14 protein-coding genes, 1 tRNA gene and 2 pseudogenes are annotated in these 16,547 nt (G+C 73.0%); 5 read left to right on the top strand and 12 right to left on the bottom strand.

Features of this window, described 5'->3' with window-relative positions; genetic code table 11:
- Nucleotides 1–19: 19 nt before the first annotated feature.
- The 8 genes and pseudogenes from SM418_RS10720 to SM418_RS10685 all read right to left on the bottom strand — a co-directional run.
- A pseudogene (locus SM418_RS10720) lies at nt 20–1,018 on the bottom strand (glycosyltransferase family 4 protein); the annotation flags it as partial.
- Nucleotides 1,011–2,129, bottom strand: a complete 1,119-nt coding sequence (locus SM418_RS10715) for a GNAT family N-acetyltransferase (protein WP_371940764.1) — start codon at nt 2,127–2,129, stop codon at nt 1,011–1,013. The gene SM418_RS10715 and the pseudogene SM418_RS10720, both read right to left, overlap by 8 nt.
- Complete coding sequence (locus tag SM418_RS10710; protein ID WP_371940765.1) at nt 2,126–2,818, bottom strand: Wzz/FepE/Etk N-terminal domain-containing protein; 693 nt, start codon at nt 2,816–2,818, stop codon at nt 2,126–2,128. Before SM418_RS10710 ends, SM418_RS10715 begins: the two co-directional genes overlap by 4 nt.
- Nucleotides 2,802–3,929, bottom strand: coding sequence for a glycosyltransferase (locus SM418_RS10705; RefSeq protein WP_371940767.1), 1,128 nt, complete (start codon nt 3,927–3,929; stop codon nt 2,802–2,804). The genes SM418_RS10710 and SM418_RS10705 overlap by 17 nt, the downstream gene beginning before the upstream one ends.
- A complete protein-coding gene (locus SM418_RS10700; protein ID WP_371940835.1) occupies nt 3,926–4,603 on the bottom strand; it encodes a polysaccharide deacetylase family protein in 678 nt (225 codons plus the stop codon). The genes SM418_RS10705 and SM418_RS10700 overlap by 4 nt, the downstream gene beginning before the upstream one ends.
- The gene (locus tag SM418_RS10695) at nt 4,575–6,320 is read right to left on the bottom strand and encodes a lipid II flippase MurJ (RefSeq protein WP_371940768.1); all 1,746 of its coding nucleotides are present in this window, start codon (nt 6,318–6,320) and stop codon (nt 4,575–4,577) included. The genes SM418_RS10700 and SM418_RS10695 overlap by 29 nt, the downstream gene beginning before the upstream one ends.
- Entirely contained in the window at nt 6,317–7,606 is a 1,290-nt protein-coding gene (locus tag SM418_RS10690) for an O-antigen ligase family protein (RefSeq protein ID WP_371940770.1), read from the bottom strand. The genes SM418_RS10695 and SM418_RS10690 overlap by 4 nt, the downstream gene beginning before the upstream one ends.
- Nucleotides 7,603–9,051: an exopolysaccharide biosynthesis polyprenyl glycosylphosphotransferase gene (locus SM418_RS10685; RefSeq protein ID WP_371940771.1), complete on the bottom strand. Its 1,449-nt coding sequence runs from the start codon at nt 9,049–9,051 to the stop codon at nt 7,603–7,605. Before SM418_RS10685 ends, SM418_RS10690 begins: the two co-directional genes overlap by 4 nt.
- Nucleotides 9,052–9,403: 352 nt before the next feature.
- On the opposite strand from SM418_RS10685, the gene SM418_RS10680 reads away from it, so the two are divergent.
- Nucleotides 9,404–10,636, top strand: coding sequence for a L,D-transpeptidase (locus tag SM418_RS10680; RefSeq protein WP_371940773.1), 1,233 nt, complete (start codon nt 9,404–9,406; stop codon nt 10,634–10,636).
- Nucleotides 10,637–10,948: 312 nt separating this feature from the next.
- Here the strand turns inward: SM418_RS10680 and SM418_RS10675 are convergent, their stop codons facing one another.
- Both SM418_RS10675 and SM418_RS10670 read right to left on the bottom strand, forming a co-directional pair.
- Complete coding sequence (locus SM418_RS10675) at nt 10,949–11,389, bottom strand: hypothetical protein (protein ID WP_371940775.1); 441 nt, start codon at nt 11,387–11,389, stop codon at nt 10,949–10,951.
- Between the two features lie 252 nt (nt 11,390–11,641).
- Nucleotides 11,642–12,040, bottom strand: a complete 399-nt coding sequence (locus SM418_RS10670; RefSeq protein WP_371940777.1) for a hypothetical protein — start codon at nt 12,038–12,040, stop codon at nt 11,642–11,644.
- Between the two features lie 298 nt (nt 12,041–12,338).
- Here SM418_RS10670 and SM418_RS10665 point away from each other — a divergent pair, with 298 nt between their 5' ends.
- From SM418_RS10665 to SM418_RS10650, 4 genes and pseudogenes are all read left to right on the top strand, one after another.
- Nucleotides 12,339–12,497, top strand: coding sequence for a hypothetical protein (locus tag SM418_RS10665; RefSeq protein ID WP_371940779.1), 159 nt, complete (start codon nt 12,339–12,341; stop codon nt 12,495–12,497).
- Between the two features lie 106 nt (nt 12,498–12,603).
- A complete protein-coding gene (locus SM418_RS10660) occupies nt 12,604–13,005 on the top strand; it encodes a hypothetical protein (RefSeq protein ID WP_371940781.1) in 402 nt (133 codons plus the stop codon).
- 12 nt (nt 13,006–13,017) lie between these two features.
- Nucleotides 13,018–14,031, top strand: a complete 1,014-nt coding sequence (locus SM418_RS10655) for an alpha/beta fold hydrolase (protein WP_371940782.1) — start codon at nt 13,018–13,020, stop codon at nt 14,029–14,031.
- Nucleotides 14,032–14,139: 108 nt separating this feature from the next.
- Nucleotides 14,140–14,253 (top strand): annotated as a pseudogene (locus SM418_RS10650) (IS481 family transposase); the annotation flags it as partial.
- A gap of 468 nt (nt 14,254–14,721) precedes the next feature.
- Here the strand turns inward: SM418_RS10650 and SM418_RS10645 are convergent.
- Both SM418_RS10645 and SM418_RS10640 read right to left on the bottom strand, forming a co-directional pair.
- A tRNA-Thr gene (locus SM418_RS10645) sits at nt 14,722–14,797 on the bottom strand.
- A 64-nt stretch (nt 14,798–14,861) separates the two neighbouring features.
- Entirely contained in the window at nt 14,862–16,379 is a 1,518-nt protein-coding gene (locus SM418_RS10640) for an alpha/beta hydrolase (protein WP_371940783.1), read from the bottom strand.
- Between the last annotated feature and the right edge of the window lie 168 nt (nt 16,380–16,547).

The following is a 16,547-nucleotide window of genomic DNA, read 5'->3' as shown; positions in this document are numbered from 1 at the left end:
CCGAGCGCCCCTCCCGCTCGGCGAGGTCGGGGCGCAGCAGCCGGGCGGCGATCTCCCCGGCGAGCGCCGTCGGGTCCTCCACGGGCACGAGCGCGCCGAGCCCCGGCTGGACGACCTCCGTGATGCCGGGAATGTCCGTCCCGACGATGGGCCGCCCCATGGCGAGGGCCTCCAGCGCGGTCAGCGGCAGCCCCTCCCACCGGGACGGCAGGACGACGACGTTCGACGCGGCGAGCCAGTCGCGCGGGTCCTCCACCGCCGGGACGAACCGGACACCGGCCGGCCGTCCGCGGCGCAGCCGGTCGAGGTCGTCGCCGTCCCCGACGATCGCGAGCAGCGCCGACGGGCACCGCGCGACGACGGCCGGCCACGCCGCGACCAGGACGTCCTGCGCCTTCTGCCGGGTCACCCGGCCGACGCAGACGGCGAGCGGCACGCCGCCGGCCAGCCCGAGCCGGGTGCGCGCGGCGAGCCGGTCCGCCGGGGCGAACCGGTCCCGGTCGACGCCGTTGCGGACGAGCCGGTAGGCGCCGCGCACCCCCGCGTCCATGCCCTGGCTCAGCTCCCCCGCGCCAACGCAGACCAGCGCGTCGCTCCAGCGGGCGGCGAGCCGTTCCCAGCGGCGGCTGGCGGCCTCCTGCCGTCCGGTGGCGGCGAGCCATGACCAGCCGTGCGGCTGGAACATCGTGGGCGTGCCGCCAGGGCGGCGCAGCAGCCGCCCGGCCAGGCCCGCCTTCGACGAGTGCAGGTGGACGACGTCGGGCGCGAAGGTCCGGACCAGCCTGCGGAGGCGGAGCGACTCCAGCAGGATCCGCGGGCCGGGCGTGCGCGCGGCGTCCCAGTTGAGCCAGGGCACGCCCGCCGCCATGCACCGCTCCGGCAGATCGCCGCCCGGCGGGCACGCCACCGCCACGTCCCAGCCGCGCCTGCGCTGGTCCGCGGCCGCCTGCCCGACGTAGACGGCGACCCCGCCCCCGTTGGGCTGGCTGACGTGCAGGACCCGGAGCGGCTCAGCCATGGCTTTCCTGCCCCCGATGCCGCCGCTCCGACAGGTACCCGCGGGTCCGGGCGAGGCCGGCGTACGCGGCGGCGGACGGCGACCGCCCGAGGATGATCCGCTCGTTCCGGACGGGCGTCGGCCGCCACTTCAGCTTGTACGGTTCGTCGCCGCGCAGCAGGCTGACGCCCTGCCGGTGGCGCTCCCGGGCGATGCCGAGGTTCTCCCGCAGCAGCATCAGCGAGACGTCCACGCAGTCGCGCAGGTCCGGGACCGCCCCGTACAGGTAGGCGCCGACGTAGCTGTGGCCGATGAGGACGAGGTCGCCCGCGACGAGCCGCTCGTCCCACCGGTACTGCAGGACGGCGGCGCGCCCGTCGCGGACCATCCCGGTCGCGGCCTCGGCCAGGTGGCGGCGGAACCGGTCCCGCGTGTGCTCGGGGTTGATCGGACGGCCCTGCCACTGCCGGGCGTGCAACTCCAGCAGCGCGTGGACGGCCTCCGCCGCCCGCTCCGCCGGGACGCTCTCGGCGGTGATGCCGCGCGCGTCGATCCTGCGGAGCTTGGCGCGCATCTTCCCGGCGGCGCGGCTCGGCAGCCGCCCGAGGATGTCGTCGATGTCGCCGGACGGCAGTTCGAGGCACACCGACGACGGCGTCCGCCACGCCCGGCGCGGCCACTGCGCGGCGACCAGGTGCGCCGCCGACCCGGGACGGACCTCGCGCAGGTCGATCGCGCACCCTCCGCGCTCGTCCAGCAGGGCCCGGGTGAGGTGCCGGACGGCGCCGCCCGCGTACACGGGGTCGAGGAGGAAGTCGGTGAAGTCGCTCTGCTCCCCGGCCAGCGGGACCAGCACCGGGAACCCGTGGCGGACGCCCGCCATCAGCGGCGCCGCCGCGACGAGCCGCCCCCGGCACCGGACGAGGACGAGCCGCAGCCGCCCGCGCGTCCCGTACCAGCCCCACCACGCCTTCAGCCACTCGTAGGTCTGGAACGGCGTCGCGGCAGGGCTGCGGTCGTACAGGTCGCGCAGCTCGTCCGCGTGGGCGAGGAGCGCCTGCTCGTCCCGGTGGACCTCGACCGACCATTCGACGGCCGGGGTCGCGGGGCGCAGGGGCGCGACCGCGGTCATGACCTCACCTCCACCCGGCCCGCCCCTGTCTGGGCGGGGACCGCGGCGCGGCGGGCCGGGGCGCGGCGTCCGCCGCCGCGCCGACCGCTCATGACGGCGGCGCTCAGCCCGGCGAGCAGGACGCCGGACCCCGTCCCGGCGGCGACGCCGAGCGGCAGGTTCGGCGAGGACGGCTCGGCCGGCGGCTGGGCGAGCGTCATCAGCGCGACGCGGACGCCGGTGTCGGCGCGGTGCAGCGTCCCGTACCGGACGAGCGCGTCGGCGGCGGCGTTGGCGAACGCGGCGGCGGCGCGGGGCGTCCGGGCGCTGCCGGCGAGCCGGATCAGCGGGGTGTCCGGCGAGGTGGACGCCTGGATGTGGTCGCGGGTGTCGCCCGCCTCGTGCGGCGGGAGGGGGATCGAGGAGTTCGCGAGGGTCTCCGGCAGCGGCGCGAGCCGCCCGTACGCCTGCGCGAAGCTGACCGCCGCCGGGCCGGACTCGCCGTTCCCGTTCTCGACGACGAGGACGAACGCGGTCGCGGTGTAGGTGGTGGGCGCGAACAGGGCGTATCCGAGCCCGCCGAGGAGACCGGCGAGCACGAACGCGACGGACAGGCCGAACCGCCGCAGGAACGCGGCCAGCGGTCGGCGCAGCCGCCGGGCGGCGGAGGGCGCACCCGTGGGAATCTTCGCTTCACGTTGCGGCATCATGAGCCCTTTCTCGTAGCGGGACGGCCCCGCGGATGGACGGCTCGGGCAGGTACAGCCGGGCCAGTTCGGCGGCGTGCTCGGCGATGGCGTAGCGGGCGACGACGGGCGGCACGCGCGTCCTGTCGCGCGGCGCGCGCAGGACGGCGTCGAGTTCCGCGCTCCAGATCCCGGTGTCGGTGGGGAGGCGGCGCGCGCCGGGGGCCTCGCCGGGCGGGAGCTCGTCGAGGGCGGGACAGGCCGTGTAGCGGACGGGCAGCCCGGCGGCGAGGGCCTCCAGGACACCGAGCCCGAACGTCTCCTGGACGGACGGCGCGGCGAGCACGTCCATCGCGGCGAGCGCGCCCGCGACGTCCGACGTCCCGCCGGTGAAGATCACCGGGACGCCGAGGCCGTGCGCCAGCCGTTCCAGCGCGCCGCGCATCGGCCCGGCGCCGACGAGCAGCAGCCGGACGCCGTCCAGCCGCGCGACCGCCTCGATCAGCATGTCGAACCGCTTGGTCGGGACGAGCCGCCCGACGGCCCCGACGACGCGCTCGTCCGGGCCGATGCCGAGCCGGCGGCGGGTCGCGGCGCGCCGGGCGGCGTCGAACGCGAACGCGGCGGCGTCGATGCCGTTCGGGATCACCACGATCCGGCCCGGTTTCACGCCCCAGCCGCCCAGCCGGTCGGCGACGGCCGGCGACACCGCGACGGTCGCGGAGCCGAGCCGCTCCGTCGCCCGGTACAGCGCCCGGACGCCGCGCGTCGTCGAACGTCCCTCGATGTGCCCGTCGCCGAGCGAGTGCTCGGTCGCGATCACGCGGGCCGTCCCGGCGAGGCGCGCGGCGATGCGGCCGTAGACGCACGCCCGGTACAGGTGGGTGTGGACGACGTCGTACCGCCCGCGCCGGATCAGCCGCGCGAGCCGGGGCAGCGCCGCGAGGTCCCGGTTGCCGCGCATCCCGATCTCGTGGACGGGCACGCCGGTGCGGCGGATCTCGGCGCCGAGCGTCCCGGTCCGGGTGAGGGTCGCGACCTCGCAGGCGACCGGCAGATGGCGCAGCAGCAGCGCGAGCTGGCGTTCGGCGCCGCCGTGCTCCAGCCCGGTGATGACGTGCAGGACGCGGGTCACACGTGGCTCCGGCGGCGCAGTTCGTGCCGGACGAGCTTGACCCGCAGCCGCAGCGGCCCGTCCCGGTCGCCGATGTAGGTGCGGGGCAGCGCGTGCCTGGACGGTTCCACGGGACGGATGTCGCACGCGTGGTCGTACCCGGCGGCGCGCACCGCCTCGACCTCGCGGGCGGTGGCGTGCCCGTAGGGGTAGGCGAAGCCGGTGACCGGCGCGTCGACGACGTCCTCCAGGACGGCCCGGCTCTCCTCCAGTTCCTCGCGCAGTTCGGTCTCGTCCGTGCCGGGGAGCGAGACGTGGTGCCGGCCGTGGGAGGCGACCTCCATGCCGGCGCCCGCCACCGTCCGGATCTGGTCGGCCGTCATGAGCGGTTTGCGGGGGCCGTCGTCCCACGCGTTGTACGTGCCGATCCGTCCGGACACGACGTACACGGTCGCGCCGAACCCGTACCGCAGGAGCGCGGGGACGGCCCGGGTCGCGAAGTCGGCGTAGCCGTCGTCGAACGTCAGCCCGACGAGGCCGCGCGCCCGGCCGGCGGCGTGCGCGTCCAGCAGCTCGGCCATGCCGACGCCGCGCAGGCCGCGCGCCTTCAGCCAGGCGAGCTGGCGCTCGAACCGCGCCGGCGACACCGTCACCAGGTGCGGGTCCTCATCGACGTGGTCGACCGAGTGGTACATCAGCACCAGCGGGACCGGCCGGATCTCCTCCGCCGCCCGGCCCGGCCCGGCCGTTGTCGCCGGTTCGGCGGTTCTCGCCGGTTCGGCCGTCCCGACGGGCTCGGTCGGTCTGATGGGCTCTGTCGGCTGGCTCATCGGTCTCCCCCGATTCGGTCCGGCCGCGCACGCTGCGGCGCGACCGCAAAGCGATCCATGGAGCAACGAGGTCGGGTCCCGCGAGGGCGAGCAGGACCGCGAACGCCGCGGTGGTCACGAGCCCGCCCACGGCGAGCTGGACGAGCGCCGGCGTCCCGGCGGTGGCGTGCGCGGTGAGCATCCCCGCCGCGCAGGCCGCGGCGGCGGCGAGCATCAGCCGGGACACGTCGGCGGCGATCCGGCGCGGCGGGATCGGCGCGACGCCGCGCCGCAGCCCGGCCAGCAGCAGCACGGCGGCGAGCGTGATCCCGGCGGCGTTGGCGGCGGCGAGCGCGAGCGTCCCGGCGGAGGCGGCGAACGCGCCGCCGATCGCGACGGTGACGGCGAGGCCCAGGCCGAGCACCCGGGCGGGACGCCACGTCGGCCGCCGCTGCGCGAAGAACGCGCGGGCGGCGAGGCCGACCGCCGACTGCCCCCACAGGCCGAGCGCGTAGACGCGCATGATCGACGCGGTGCCCTCGGTGTCGGCGGCGGTGAACTCGCCGTGCTCGAACAGCACCCTGACGACGGCGGGCGCGAACGCGACGAGGAACGCGGTCGCGGCCAGCACCATCGCGCTCGCGACCGCGAGGTCCTGCCGGATCCGGCGCGCGACCTGCCAGGTGTCGCCGTCCGCCGAGGCCCGCGCGAGCCTCGGGAACGTCACCGTCACGATCAGCAGCGACAGCACCATCGGGACCTGCGCGACCTTCTGCGCGTAGTTCAGCTGCGAGATCGACCCGGCGTCCATCTCGGACGCGAGGAACCGCTCGACGAACACCTGCGCCTGCCGCGTCACCGTGTAGACGACGACCGGTGCGACGGCCGCGAGCCCGAGCCGCCACTCGACCGCGTCCCCGGCCGGGGGCTTCGCGCACGGGCCGGGGGCGGCGCGCAGGCAGCGGGCGAAGGCGGGGGCCTGGACCGCGACCATCAGGACGCTGCCGCAGGCGACGCCGAACGCCGCGCTGGTGATCCCGAGGAGGCCGGAGAGGCCGCCGATCAGCGCGAGGATCCCGACGTTGTAGGCGAGGTAGATGGCGGCGGGCGGGCCGAACACGTGGTGGGCGCGCAGGGTCGCGCTCATGAAGCCGGCGAGGCCGAACGACACGACGGTGATCGCCGTCAGCCGGACGCAGTGGACGGCCGGGCCGTGCGCGTCCAGTCCGGGCGCCAGGACGTCCACGACGGCGGGGGCGGCGACGACGAGCGCCAGCGTGACCAGCGACAGGCAGAGGATCATGCGCGGCAGCGTCGAGCGGGCGAGCGGGCGCAGCCCGTCGCCCCGCGCGAGCAGCCGGGTGACGACGGGGACCATGAGCAGCGCCATCGCGTCCTCGATGAGGAGGGGCGACACGGTCTCCGGGATCGTCCAGGCGACGAGGAACGCGTCGGTGCTGCCGCTGGCGCCGAATTCGTGCGCCATCACGAGGTCGCGCGCGAACCCGAGCGCGGTGCCCGCGGCGATGAGCACGCCCGACAGCGCGGCGGCGCGCCCGACCGAGCCCGTCCCGCCGCCCGAGCCCGTCCCGCCGCCGGTCATTCGCGCACCGCCCCGAACGCGCGCGCCGCGACGGCGCCGACGACGATCGCGGTGAGCGCGCACGTCGGCCCGCCCAGGTCCGCGTACAGAAAGTTGATCAGCAGGAACGCCGTCAGCGCCGCGGACGCGAGCCAGAGCGGGTCGCGGACGCTGCGGCGCCTCCACAGCCCGGTCAGGATCACGGCGATCAGCCCGCCGAGCCCGGCGAGGCCCACGGCGCCCTGCTCGGACAGGAACAGCAGGTACTCGTTGTGCGGCGAGAGCAGCGGCTGCCGCGCGTACCCGTGGACCGGGTCGGCGGTCTCGCTGCCGGACGACAGCTCGATCGACGCGTAGGTGTCGCGGTAGGCCGGGAAGTTCTTCACGCCGACGCCGGTGACGGGATGGTCCTCCCAGATCCGGACGGCGGCGGCCCACAGGTTGTACCGGTCGTCCACCGACCGGTCCGGGTCGCTGATCGACGCGGCCATCGACTTCGAGCGGTCGACGACGGCGTGCCCGCCGCCGCCCGAGAGCGCCGCCATCAGCACCAGCAGCGCGGCGCAGCAGGTCAGCACCTTCGCGGCCGTCCAGCGGTCGAACAGCACCAGGGCGAGGACGGCGGCCGCGCCGAGCGCGATCCACGTCCCGCGGCTGAGCGCGAGCGCGAGCGCGGCGGCCAGCACGGCGAGGCCGGCCAGCGCGGCCGAGACGGCGGCGGCGCCGTACCCGGGCGCGCTCAGCGCGAACGCGGTCAGGACCAGGAACGCGAGCCCGACGACGACCGACATCGCCATCACGTCGAGGGCGCCGAACGTCCCGACGGCCCGGATGTTCTCGCCGTTCATCGACGCGCCGTTGCCGGTGACCGCCTGCCAGATCCCGTACCCGGCCTCCGCCAGCCCGAGCCCGAGCAGCGACCAGCACACGATCGCGAGGTCGCGGCGGTCCCGGACGAGCAGCACGACGGCCAGCGGCACCAGCACGAAGATCTGCAGGTCGCGGAGGAAACCGGACAGGCTCGTCGCGATGTCGGCCGAGTGCACCGTGCTGATCCCGAGCCCCGCCACGAGCGGAGCGAACGCGTAGAACGCCGTGCGCGGCATCTCCACACGGCCCGTCACCAGGAGGAACGCGGCGAGCGCGACGACCGCGCCGCTCGCGACGTCCCCCGCCGTGATCTGGACGCCGGGCCCTAACGCCCGCGAACCGGACGGGATCCCGACGCTCACCACCGCCGCCGCGACCAGCCAGCTCGCACGCCGCGGCACCCAGCTCACGGTGAGCGGCGCGGCATGCGCGCTCATCCGGCGTTCCGGCAGAGCATCGCGCGGGCGGTCAGCAGCAGGATCTTCAGGTCGCCGGCGAACGTCCAGTGGTCGATGTAGTGGTTGTCGAGCCGCGCCCGCAGCTCGATGGACGTGTCGCCGCGGAACCCGTGGATCTGCGCCCAGCCCGTCATCCCGACCGGGACGCGGTGCCGCAGCATGTAGCCGGGACAGGTGCGGGCGAACTGCTCCACGAAGTGGGGGCGTTCCGGACGCGGACCGACGAGGCTCATGTCGCCGCGGACCACGTTCCACAGCTGCGGAAGCTCGTCCAGCGACGTGTCGCGCAGGAAACGGCCGACCCGGCCCAGGCGCGCGTCGTTCTTGACCGTCCAGCGGGTGTCGGACTCCTGCTCGTCGGCCGGCTTCAGCGTCCGGAACTTCAGCAGCACGAACTCCTCACCGCCGAGCCCGATCCGGCGCTGCTGGAACAGGACGCCGGGGCCGCCCTCGATCCGCACGGCGAGCGCGCACGCGGCGAACACCGGCGCGCCGACGACCAGCAGCAGGGACGCCGCCAGGAGGTCGAGCGCCCGCTTCGCGCGGCGGGCGGACGGGGCGCGCAGCCCCCAGTCGACCCGCGCGCACGGCAGCCCGGCCAGGTACTCCCGCCGCATCGGCGCCACGGGGACCACGTCCGACGGCGGCTGGACGAGCAGCGTCTCGCACGGCAGCCCGAACGACATGCGCAGCACGGCGTCCAACTGGTCGGGGTGCACGTCCTCGGCGACGACGACCAGCGTGTCCACCGAGTGCTCCTCGACGAGCGCGGGCAGATCGGACATCCCCCCGAGAACCGGCGTCTCGCCGAAGGCGGTCACCGTCGCGGGATCCAGGGACGCGGGATCCAGGTCCGCGCCATCCGCCGCCACCTGCCCGACCGCCGACAGGCCGAACTCGCCGCGGTCCCGCAGGATGCCGACCAGGTGCGCGGCGGCCCCGCCCGTCCCGACGACGAGCGCGGGACGCGGCCGGGCCCGGCGACACCGGTAGGTCCGGACGGCGGCGTTCATGAACGCGCGGAAACCGAGCGACACCGGCGCCGACAGCGCCGCCGCCCACAGCAGCGCCGCCACCGGATCCGGCAGCAGCAGCGCCACGGCCGCGCAGACGACGAGCGTCCGGGCGAGCAGCGGCGGGGCGTCGGCCAGCAGCGACGGGCTGCGGCGCGTCCGGTACAGCCCGCCCGACGCGTTGAACGCGACGACGGCGAGAGCGGCGAGGCCCGCGAGGACTCCGCCGCGCGACACCGAGACACCGACCGCCATCGCCCAGCCGTCCACCACCGCGACGCACGCCGGGCCGAGACCGGCCAGCGTCCGCACACCGCGCGCGGCCGGGCCGAGCACGGCGGCGTCCGCCGGCAGGAGATCCACGGGCCCGCCGCCCGAGTCGATGGAAGGACTCAGCCCCTGGGCTCTCATCACGCGTCCCTTCACAGACAAGAACTCACCGGGAGGTGACGGTCGCTGAGCCGTCGGGGGCGGCCACGGACCAGCATCGCAACAGGTCAGCATGCGGATCGCCGCTTTTAACCGCGCGAACCACAGTCTTGAGGAGAAGATCGACCGAGCGCCGGAACCGTCAGCGGTCCGCGAAACTTCCGCCGAATCGGCCACCGCATGCGAACCTTCGCGGGACGATGGACGTCCTAAGTGATCGGACGCCGCCACCGGCCGCCCCGCCTCCGGACGGGTCGGGAATAAGGGCCGTTCCGTAAGCGATCTTGTTGCCGTCCCGCGGCGTGCGGGCCCGGCGGGCTGTTGAAGGAGAACGGTGCGAGGACAGGCCTTGGTGCTGGCGCTGGTCCTGGGGCTGGCGACCGCGTGCGGCGGCGGTGACGGCGAGACCGGCGGGACGACCGCGAAGGGCGGCGAGGACGGCACGCCCCAGGTGACGATCACTCCGGCGAACGGCAACGACAAGGCCCGCCCCGACCAGGGCGTGACCGTCACCGCCTCCGGCGGCACGCTCGGCGACGTCTCCGTCAAACTGAAGGGCGCCGCCGTCCCCGGCACCCTGTCCGCCGACAAGACCAGATGGCGTTCCAGGTGGACGCTGCAGCCCGGCGGCCGCTACCAGGTGTCGGCGACGGCGACGTCCGCGAAGGGCAAGTCCACCACCGCGACCGCCGCGTTCCGCACGAGCCGCGCCACCGCCGCGACCCGCGTCAACAACGTCGTCCCCAGCGAGAACGAGACGGTCGGCACCGGCATGCCGGTCTTCGTCCAGTTCACCAAGGCCGTCCCGGAGAACGCCAAGCCCGCCATCGAGCGCGCCATCGAGATCTCCTCGACGACCCCGACCGAGGGCGCCTGGCGCTGGCTGAGCGCCGGCGAGTCCTTCAACGGCCTGCCCTCGATCGTGTTCCGCCCGAAGCAGCCGTGGAAGCCGCACCAGCGCGTCACCGTCAAGGTCCACTACGCCGGGCTGAAGATCGGCTCCGACGTCTTCGGCGACCGGGACGTCACCCGCACCTTCAAGGTCGGCGACTCCCACACCGTCAACATCAACGCGAAGACCCACCGGCTCGTCGTCAAGAAGAACGGCCGCACCGTCCGCACCTGGGGCGTCAGCCTCGGCGCCGGCGGCGACGTCCAGCGCGACGGCGTCGACCACCTGCTCACCACCAGCGGCGTCCACCTGACCATGGACCACGTCCGCCTGGAGCGCATGCGCCCGCCGGGCAAGAAGAAGGGCGACCCCGGCTGGTACGACGAGAAGGTCCCGTGGGCGACGCGCATCTCCAACAGCGGCGAGTACATCCACCAGAACATGGACGACCCGTCCTGCCTCGGAAACCGCAACTGCAGCCACGGCTGCGTCCGTTCCCCCGCCTCCGACGCCCAGTGGTTCTTCCACTGGTCCTACCGCGGCGACCTCGTGCAGATCACCGGCACCAAGCGCAGCCTCCAGTGGACGAACGGCTGGGGCTACTGGCAACTCCCCTTCGCCAAATGGGCCCAGGGCAGCGCACTCGGCAAGACCGTGACCACCACCAAGGCCTGACCTCGACGCGCGAGCGACGCGGTGCGGCGGCGAGATCGGACGCCACAGTCCGCCCGACCCAGCATGCCGCTACGCGGTCGCCAACATTCGCCCTAGTCCCGCTTGACTCGGCGGACGTACCATTCCGAACAGAAATCCGCTTGCAGAACCACTCCTTCCGGCCGGGAGTAATCGGTGTCGTGTGGTACGACTCCGCAAAGTACGAAGTGGCTCACACTCGAGTCGATCGAGTTGCGCATTCGCACTCCCCCGGCCAAACTCGCCTGACCTGCCGATCCTTCCCAATGCCTCGAATCTCGGCCCGTATCCGGCTCAGCGTTCAACGGAGACGACGATGCTGTTGGCGCTCTTTCTCCTGAGTCCCAGGTTCAACCGAGCCAGTGATTGGCCGTCGCTGCGGTCGGCGATGATGACCTGAGTGAGCAGCCGGGACTTCATACTGGCGGTGACGGCCTGGCGGGGTGCCTCGAACACCAGCTTGCCCGGCTTGGAGGCGCTGCTGGTCTTGGCGTACATCAGGACCCGCTGAGAGGTCACCGCGACCCACACCGCCGGCAGAGAGGCGAAAGCGATCAGCCCGACACCGCCTGTGGCCGCCGTCGTGGCCAGCCCGGTTGCCAGCCCGGTTGCCAGATTCTTTGCCAGGTGCTGCTTCATCCCCCGTTTGAGTTGGGCGACGACCGCAACTTCGATCGTCTCCCCGTCCTGCATATGGGGGCTTAAATGATCCCGGAGCTTGGCGTTGGCCGACACGAAAACTCCCCAAACTCGCCCATAACGTACGAAGATTGTAAAGGATAGACGTCTCCGGGCGAACTCAATAACCGCATCACTTCGCGCGGAGCAAGCACAGATGGGCGACCGTCACGCACTCGTGGCCCTGTCTCTGGGAACGCAGCCACCGGATGGCCGCACGTCGCGGACCCTATCGGGCCGTGCAAGCTCGCCGCCGCCCCGGGCAGTGGGCTTCTTGGATGCCCTGTGAGCTGGGGCGCCTGGGCCGGGCTACGCGCCGGGACCGGACGGGACAGGCCCCATGCCCGGCGCCGCGTCTGGTCCCTGCCCACCAGGTAGAAGACCAGCCCAGGCCACAGAGGAAGCTCGTAGGTGACCTTCGTCAGGCGACGCATCGTCGGCGACGCCGGCTGGGGTCGGCTGTATGGTCTGCGATGTCACAGGGGTCCCGAGCAGGGCGGCGGCGTTCTCGAAGCGGCCGGCGGGCAGGAAGATGTGTTCGGTGCGTTCGCGGGCCGCGATCATGTCGGCCTGCCCTGCACCGAGGTCGCGGAGAGCGCCCTTGACCATGGCGTCGTTGCCGCGCATCCCCGACAAGATCCGCAACTGGAAGTCCCACAGTCCCGGAGCATCACGCGGGCTGGGCATGGTGGGGCTGTTGTCGCTCACGATCGATTGAACGTTCGCCTGGCTCGAGATGTTGAGTGAGTGACAGCTCCGACTCCAGGCCCAAGCGAGTCCCCTTGTTAGAGCAACTGGCGGGGGCCGCTGAGATGGCGCTCCGCGATCACCTCCATGGGTGTGAACGCTCCAGCTCTGCCTTGCCGTGGCTCGCTGGTGTGGCTGCAGGGGTGCGCGTGCGGGTGGCAGAACGCTCGGTCATGGGTGCTGAGCCGGCTGCGGGAGATCGGGCAGGAATTGCCGCGGCTGCGGTTGGCTGCCGTCCGCAGTCCTCTCAGCGCGGCACGTGATCGGCGGCGAAGCCGGCATCTGCCAGATGCGCGCCGCGGAGGGCTGGCTGGACGAGGCCCGGCAGATCACCGCTCTCCTGTTCGACGGCCTGTGCCATCGCCCCCAGGGCGGCCTGACCAGGAGGACGCGCGGTCCGGGTCCCTGGTGGTGGTGAGGCCGTGTACGACGGGAGAGGTAGGGCGGGAGCCTCCCGTGAGACGACGACGGCCGCCGGGACCGCCCCCGAGGATGGTGCGGCGTCACCGTCACCGGGAGGGAACATGAGCAGTCAGTACGTCACGTCGTCCACGGTCCGCAGGGTGGCCGGGGCCGGCCTGGTGGTCGCAGCCGCGGGCATTCCGATCCAGATCGCGGGGGGCGCGGACTACCCGGCCGTCCCGCCCGGACTGATCATCTTGCTGGCGGCGGCCGCCCTGGTCCTCACGCGCTGGCGGTGGGCCCTTATCGTTGCGACGATCGTGCCGGTGTTCCTCGGCATCGGAGGCGCCGCCGCCTCCGACTTCAGGCACCAGCTCACCGACCCGGGCGAAACCCTCGCCTTCACCGGCAGCGTCCTGCAGGTGATCGGCCTGCTCATCGCGCTGGTCTTCTGCGCGGCGGCGATCCGCGAGGCGTTCGGCGGCCGCGCGGGCAGGGCGGACGCCGACCGCCGGACCGTCTGACAGGGAGTTCCGATGCCGGAGGATGCCACGGACACCGGCGACCCGCCCGGCGAGGTTCCGGCCCCATCACCGGACGGCACGCGCCGCCGCCGGTGGAAGCCGGGGAGGCGGGCCCGGCGGCTGCTCGCGGCCGTGCTGGCCGCGTTCGTCGCCGCCACCGTCTTCAGCCTCGGCTACAACGCGGCGACCGCCGGCCGCGCCGAGGAGCCCGGGGGCATGCGGTTCGTACCGGCGGACGGGATCCGCACGCGGTACCGGGCGTGGGGTGGAGACGGGCCGCCGGTCGTCCTGGTGCACGGCTTCGCCGAGTCGGCCGACACCTGGAGCCGCGTCGGGGGCCTGCTCGCCGCCCATCGCCGGGTGTACGCGCTCGACCTGTCCGGCTGGGGGTACAGCCGGCGGCGCGGCCCCTACGACGCCGAGCACGGGGCGGCGCAGGTCCTGGGCTTCCTCGACGCGATGCGTCTGGACCGCGCCGTGCTCGTGGGGCATTCCACCGGCGCGGCGGTCGTGGCCGAGGCCGCGCTGCGGGCTCCCGGCCGTGTCGGGGGCCTGGTGCTCCTGGACGGGGACGCGCTGGACACCGGTGCGGGCGCCGGCGCCGACGGGCTCAAGCGCGTCCTCATCGACCCGTACCGGACGACGCTGCTGCGGCTGGCCGTCCGGTCGGACTGGGTGATCCGCCGGATCTACGGCGCCCAGTGCGGTCCGGCCTGCCCGCGGCTCGACGACGCGGGGGTCGACCAGTGGCGCCGCCCGTTGCAGGTCGCCGGGGCCGAGCACGCGCTGTGGAGCATGAAGGGCGTCGTGGGGCTGCCCGCCGCCCGGGTGGCCGAGCTGGCCCGGGTCGCCGTCCCGAAGAAGGTGGTGTTCGGGTCCGAGGACGAGGTGTTCTCCCGCTCGTCGCCCTACGACACCGCGAAGGCGATCGGCGCCCCGGCCCCGACGATCATTCCCGGCGCCCGCCATCTGGCCCTGATCTCCCATTCCGGCCAGGTGGCGGACGCGATCACCACGCTCCGCTGACGGCGGGAACACCGGCCTAGGTGTACTGCCCAGGCAGGTTGGTTGAGGTTGTGTGGCGACACGGTGTGAAAGTGCGTGAAGGGTGAAAGCCTCCGGTTGTGGAACGCCGTGCTAACCAGGTGCCGTCTCAACCGGCTCTCGCACATCGACCGCGCCACCGGCGAACCGATCCGACGCTACGAACATGACCGGCCCGGCGCGATGCTGCACGTGGACATGAGGTGGTGCCCCGGATCTTCCGGACAGCTCCCCAACTAGAGTTGGGGAGAAGCGGAAAGGAAGGTCGTTGGCGTGGGCTCACGTCGATCTTGAGGGCCGTCCGGACGAAGAGCCACCTATACCGCCGTCCATCCGGGTCTGGCGGTCGGTGCGGCAGGGTGGGAGGACGAAGACCAAGAAGTCTCGGCGGACCCTGGCTCTGCCCAAGAGGTGCGTAGAGGCGCTGCGGTTCCCCGCGAACTCCCGGCCGGGCAGCGCGAGAAGGCGGGCGCGGCTTGGAAAGAGCACGACCTGGTCTTCGCCTCCGCTGTGGGTACAGAACGCAACGCGAACAACGTCCTGCGGTCCTTCCGGACAATCCTGAAGAAGACCGGTCTGGATCCCGGAAGCGGACCACGATTCTTAGTCGCTCAGTTGGTCGCTCACTCGTTAGCAAGGGCCCGTTCCGAAGATTGGAACGGGCCCTTGACCTGGAGCCGCCTATCGGAATCGAACCGATGACCTATTCATTACGAGTGAATCGCTCTGCCGACTGAGCTAAGGCGGCGTGCCGTGCGGAGCACGGCGGGATGAAGTCTACCGGGTCCGCGGGGGTGGGTGTGCACCGGTTTTCAGCCGCAGGTGGTTCCGTCCTTGGGCGGGTCGGTGGTGATCAGGTAGTCGTCGGTGGCCTTGGTGATGCAGGGGTTGCCCTGTAGGTAGGCGGTGTGGCCGTCGCCGTTGAAGGTGAGGAGGACGCCGCTGGAGAGCTGGCCGGCGAGTTTCTGGGCCCACTTGTAGGGCGTGGCGGGGTCGCGGATGGTTCCGATGACGACGATGGGGGCCGCGCCCTTGGCGGTGAAGGGCTTCGGCTCCTGCTTGGTCTGGTAGGGCCAGTAGACGCAGGGGAGCCCGCCCCAGACGACGAAGGGGCCGAAGCGGGGGGCGACCTTCTCGGCCTGGTCCGCGTATCGCTTGTAGGCGGCCAGGTCGGACGGGTTGGGCTTGTCTATGCAGTTGACGGCCATGTTGGCGTCGGTCTGGTTGCTGTAGGTGCCGTTGGGTTTGCGTTCGACCATCTCGTCCGCGAGGGCGAGGAGGATGGTGCCGTCGGAGTTCTGCATGGCCTGGGTCAGGGCCTGACGCAGGACGGGCCAGTACTCCTTGACGTAGAGGGACCTGGCTATCCCCATCACGGCCAGGGATTCGGTGACCTTGCGCTGGTCGCGGTTGCTGGTGAGCGGCTTCTTGTCGACGGCGGCGAGGAAGGACGAGATCTTGGCGACGACCGCGTCGGCGGAGTTGCCGAAGGGGCAGTTGCCCGACTTGACGCAGTTGTCGGCGAACGCGCGGAGGGCCGTCTCGAAGCCCTTCGCCTGCTCGACCAGCAGTTCGGTCGAGGAGAGGGACGGGTCTACGGCACCGTCCAGGACGAGGGCGCGGACGTTCCCGGGGAACTGCTCGGCGTAGTCGGCGCCCAGGTAGGTGCCGTAGGAGGCACCGTAGTAGGTGAGCTTGTCGTCGCCCAGGGCCGCACGGAGGATGTCCATGTCGCGGGCCGCGTGGGCGGTGCCGACGTAGGGCAGTTCTGAGGCGGCCTTGGTCTTGCACCGCTCCGCGAAGGCCCGGCTCCTGGCAGCGAGGGTCTTCGTCTCCTTAGGGTCGTCCGGGGAGGCGTCGGTGGCGAAGAACTCGTCGAGCTGGGGGCCGGTGTTGCAGCGGACGGGATCGCTGGCGGCGACGCCGCGCGGGTCGAAGCCGACGATGTCGAAGCGGCGGCGCAGGTCGCTCCCGAACGTCCGCGCGGCCTGCCGGACGAAGTCGACTCCCGAACCGCCCGGACCGCCCGGGTTGGTGAGCAGTGAGCCGATGCGCCGGGAGCCGTCCTCGGCCCGGAGCCTGATCACGGAGATGCCGACCTTGTCACCGGACGGCTCGGCGTAGTTCAGCGGGACCTGGACCGTCGCGCACTCGAAGCCCTTGTCGCAGCCCTTCCAGGACAGCTTCTGGCCGTAGAAGGATTCGAGGCCCGACGGGACGCTCGTTGACGACGTCGTCTTGTTCTCGCCGTCGCCGTCGCCGTCGCTGCATCCGGTGACCATCGCCAGTGCCAGCACGGTGGCCGCACTGATGAACCTCGCTGCCCGCACCTTGACCCCGTCTCGTCATAGCGGCACGTACGCCGCCGCCTACGCTACGTCGGCGGGACGGCTGAGGCCACCCACCGTGCCGGGGCGGGAGGTGGAGATGGGGCCCGCGTGGCGCGGCGCGGGCCCCATCGGCGCGCCGTGCCCCGGCGGGGTCGGGCAGGCGCGTCC

Origin of the sequence: Actinomadura chokoriensis, assembly GCF_041463665.1 — a bacterium.
GTDB lineage: Bacteria > Actinomycetota > Actinomycetes > Streptosporangiales > Streptosporangiaceae > Spirillospora > Spirillospora chokoriensis_A.
This window is presented reverse-complemented; position numbering and strand designations above follow the sequence as displayed.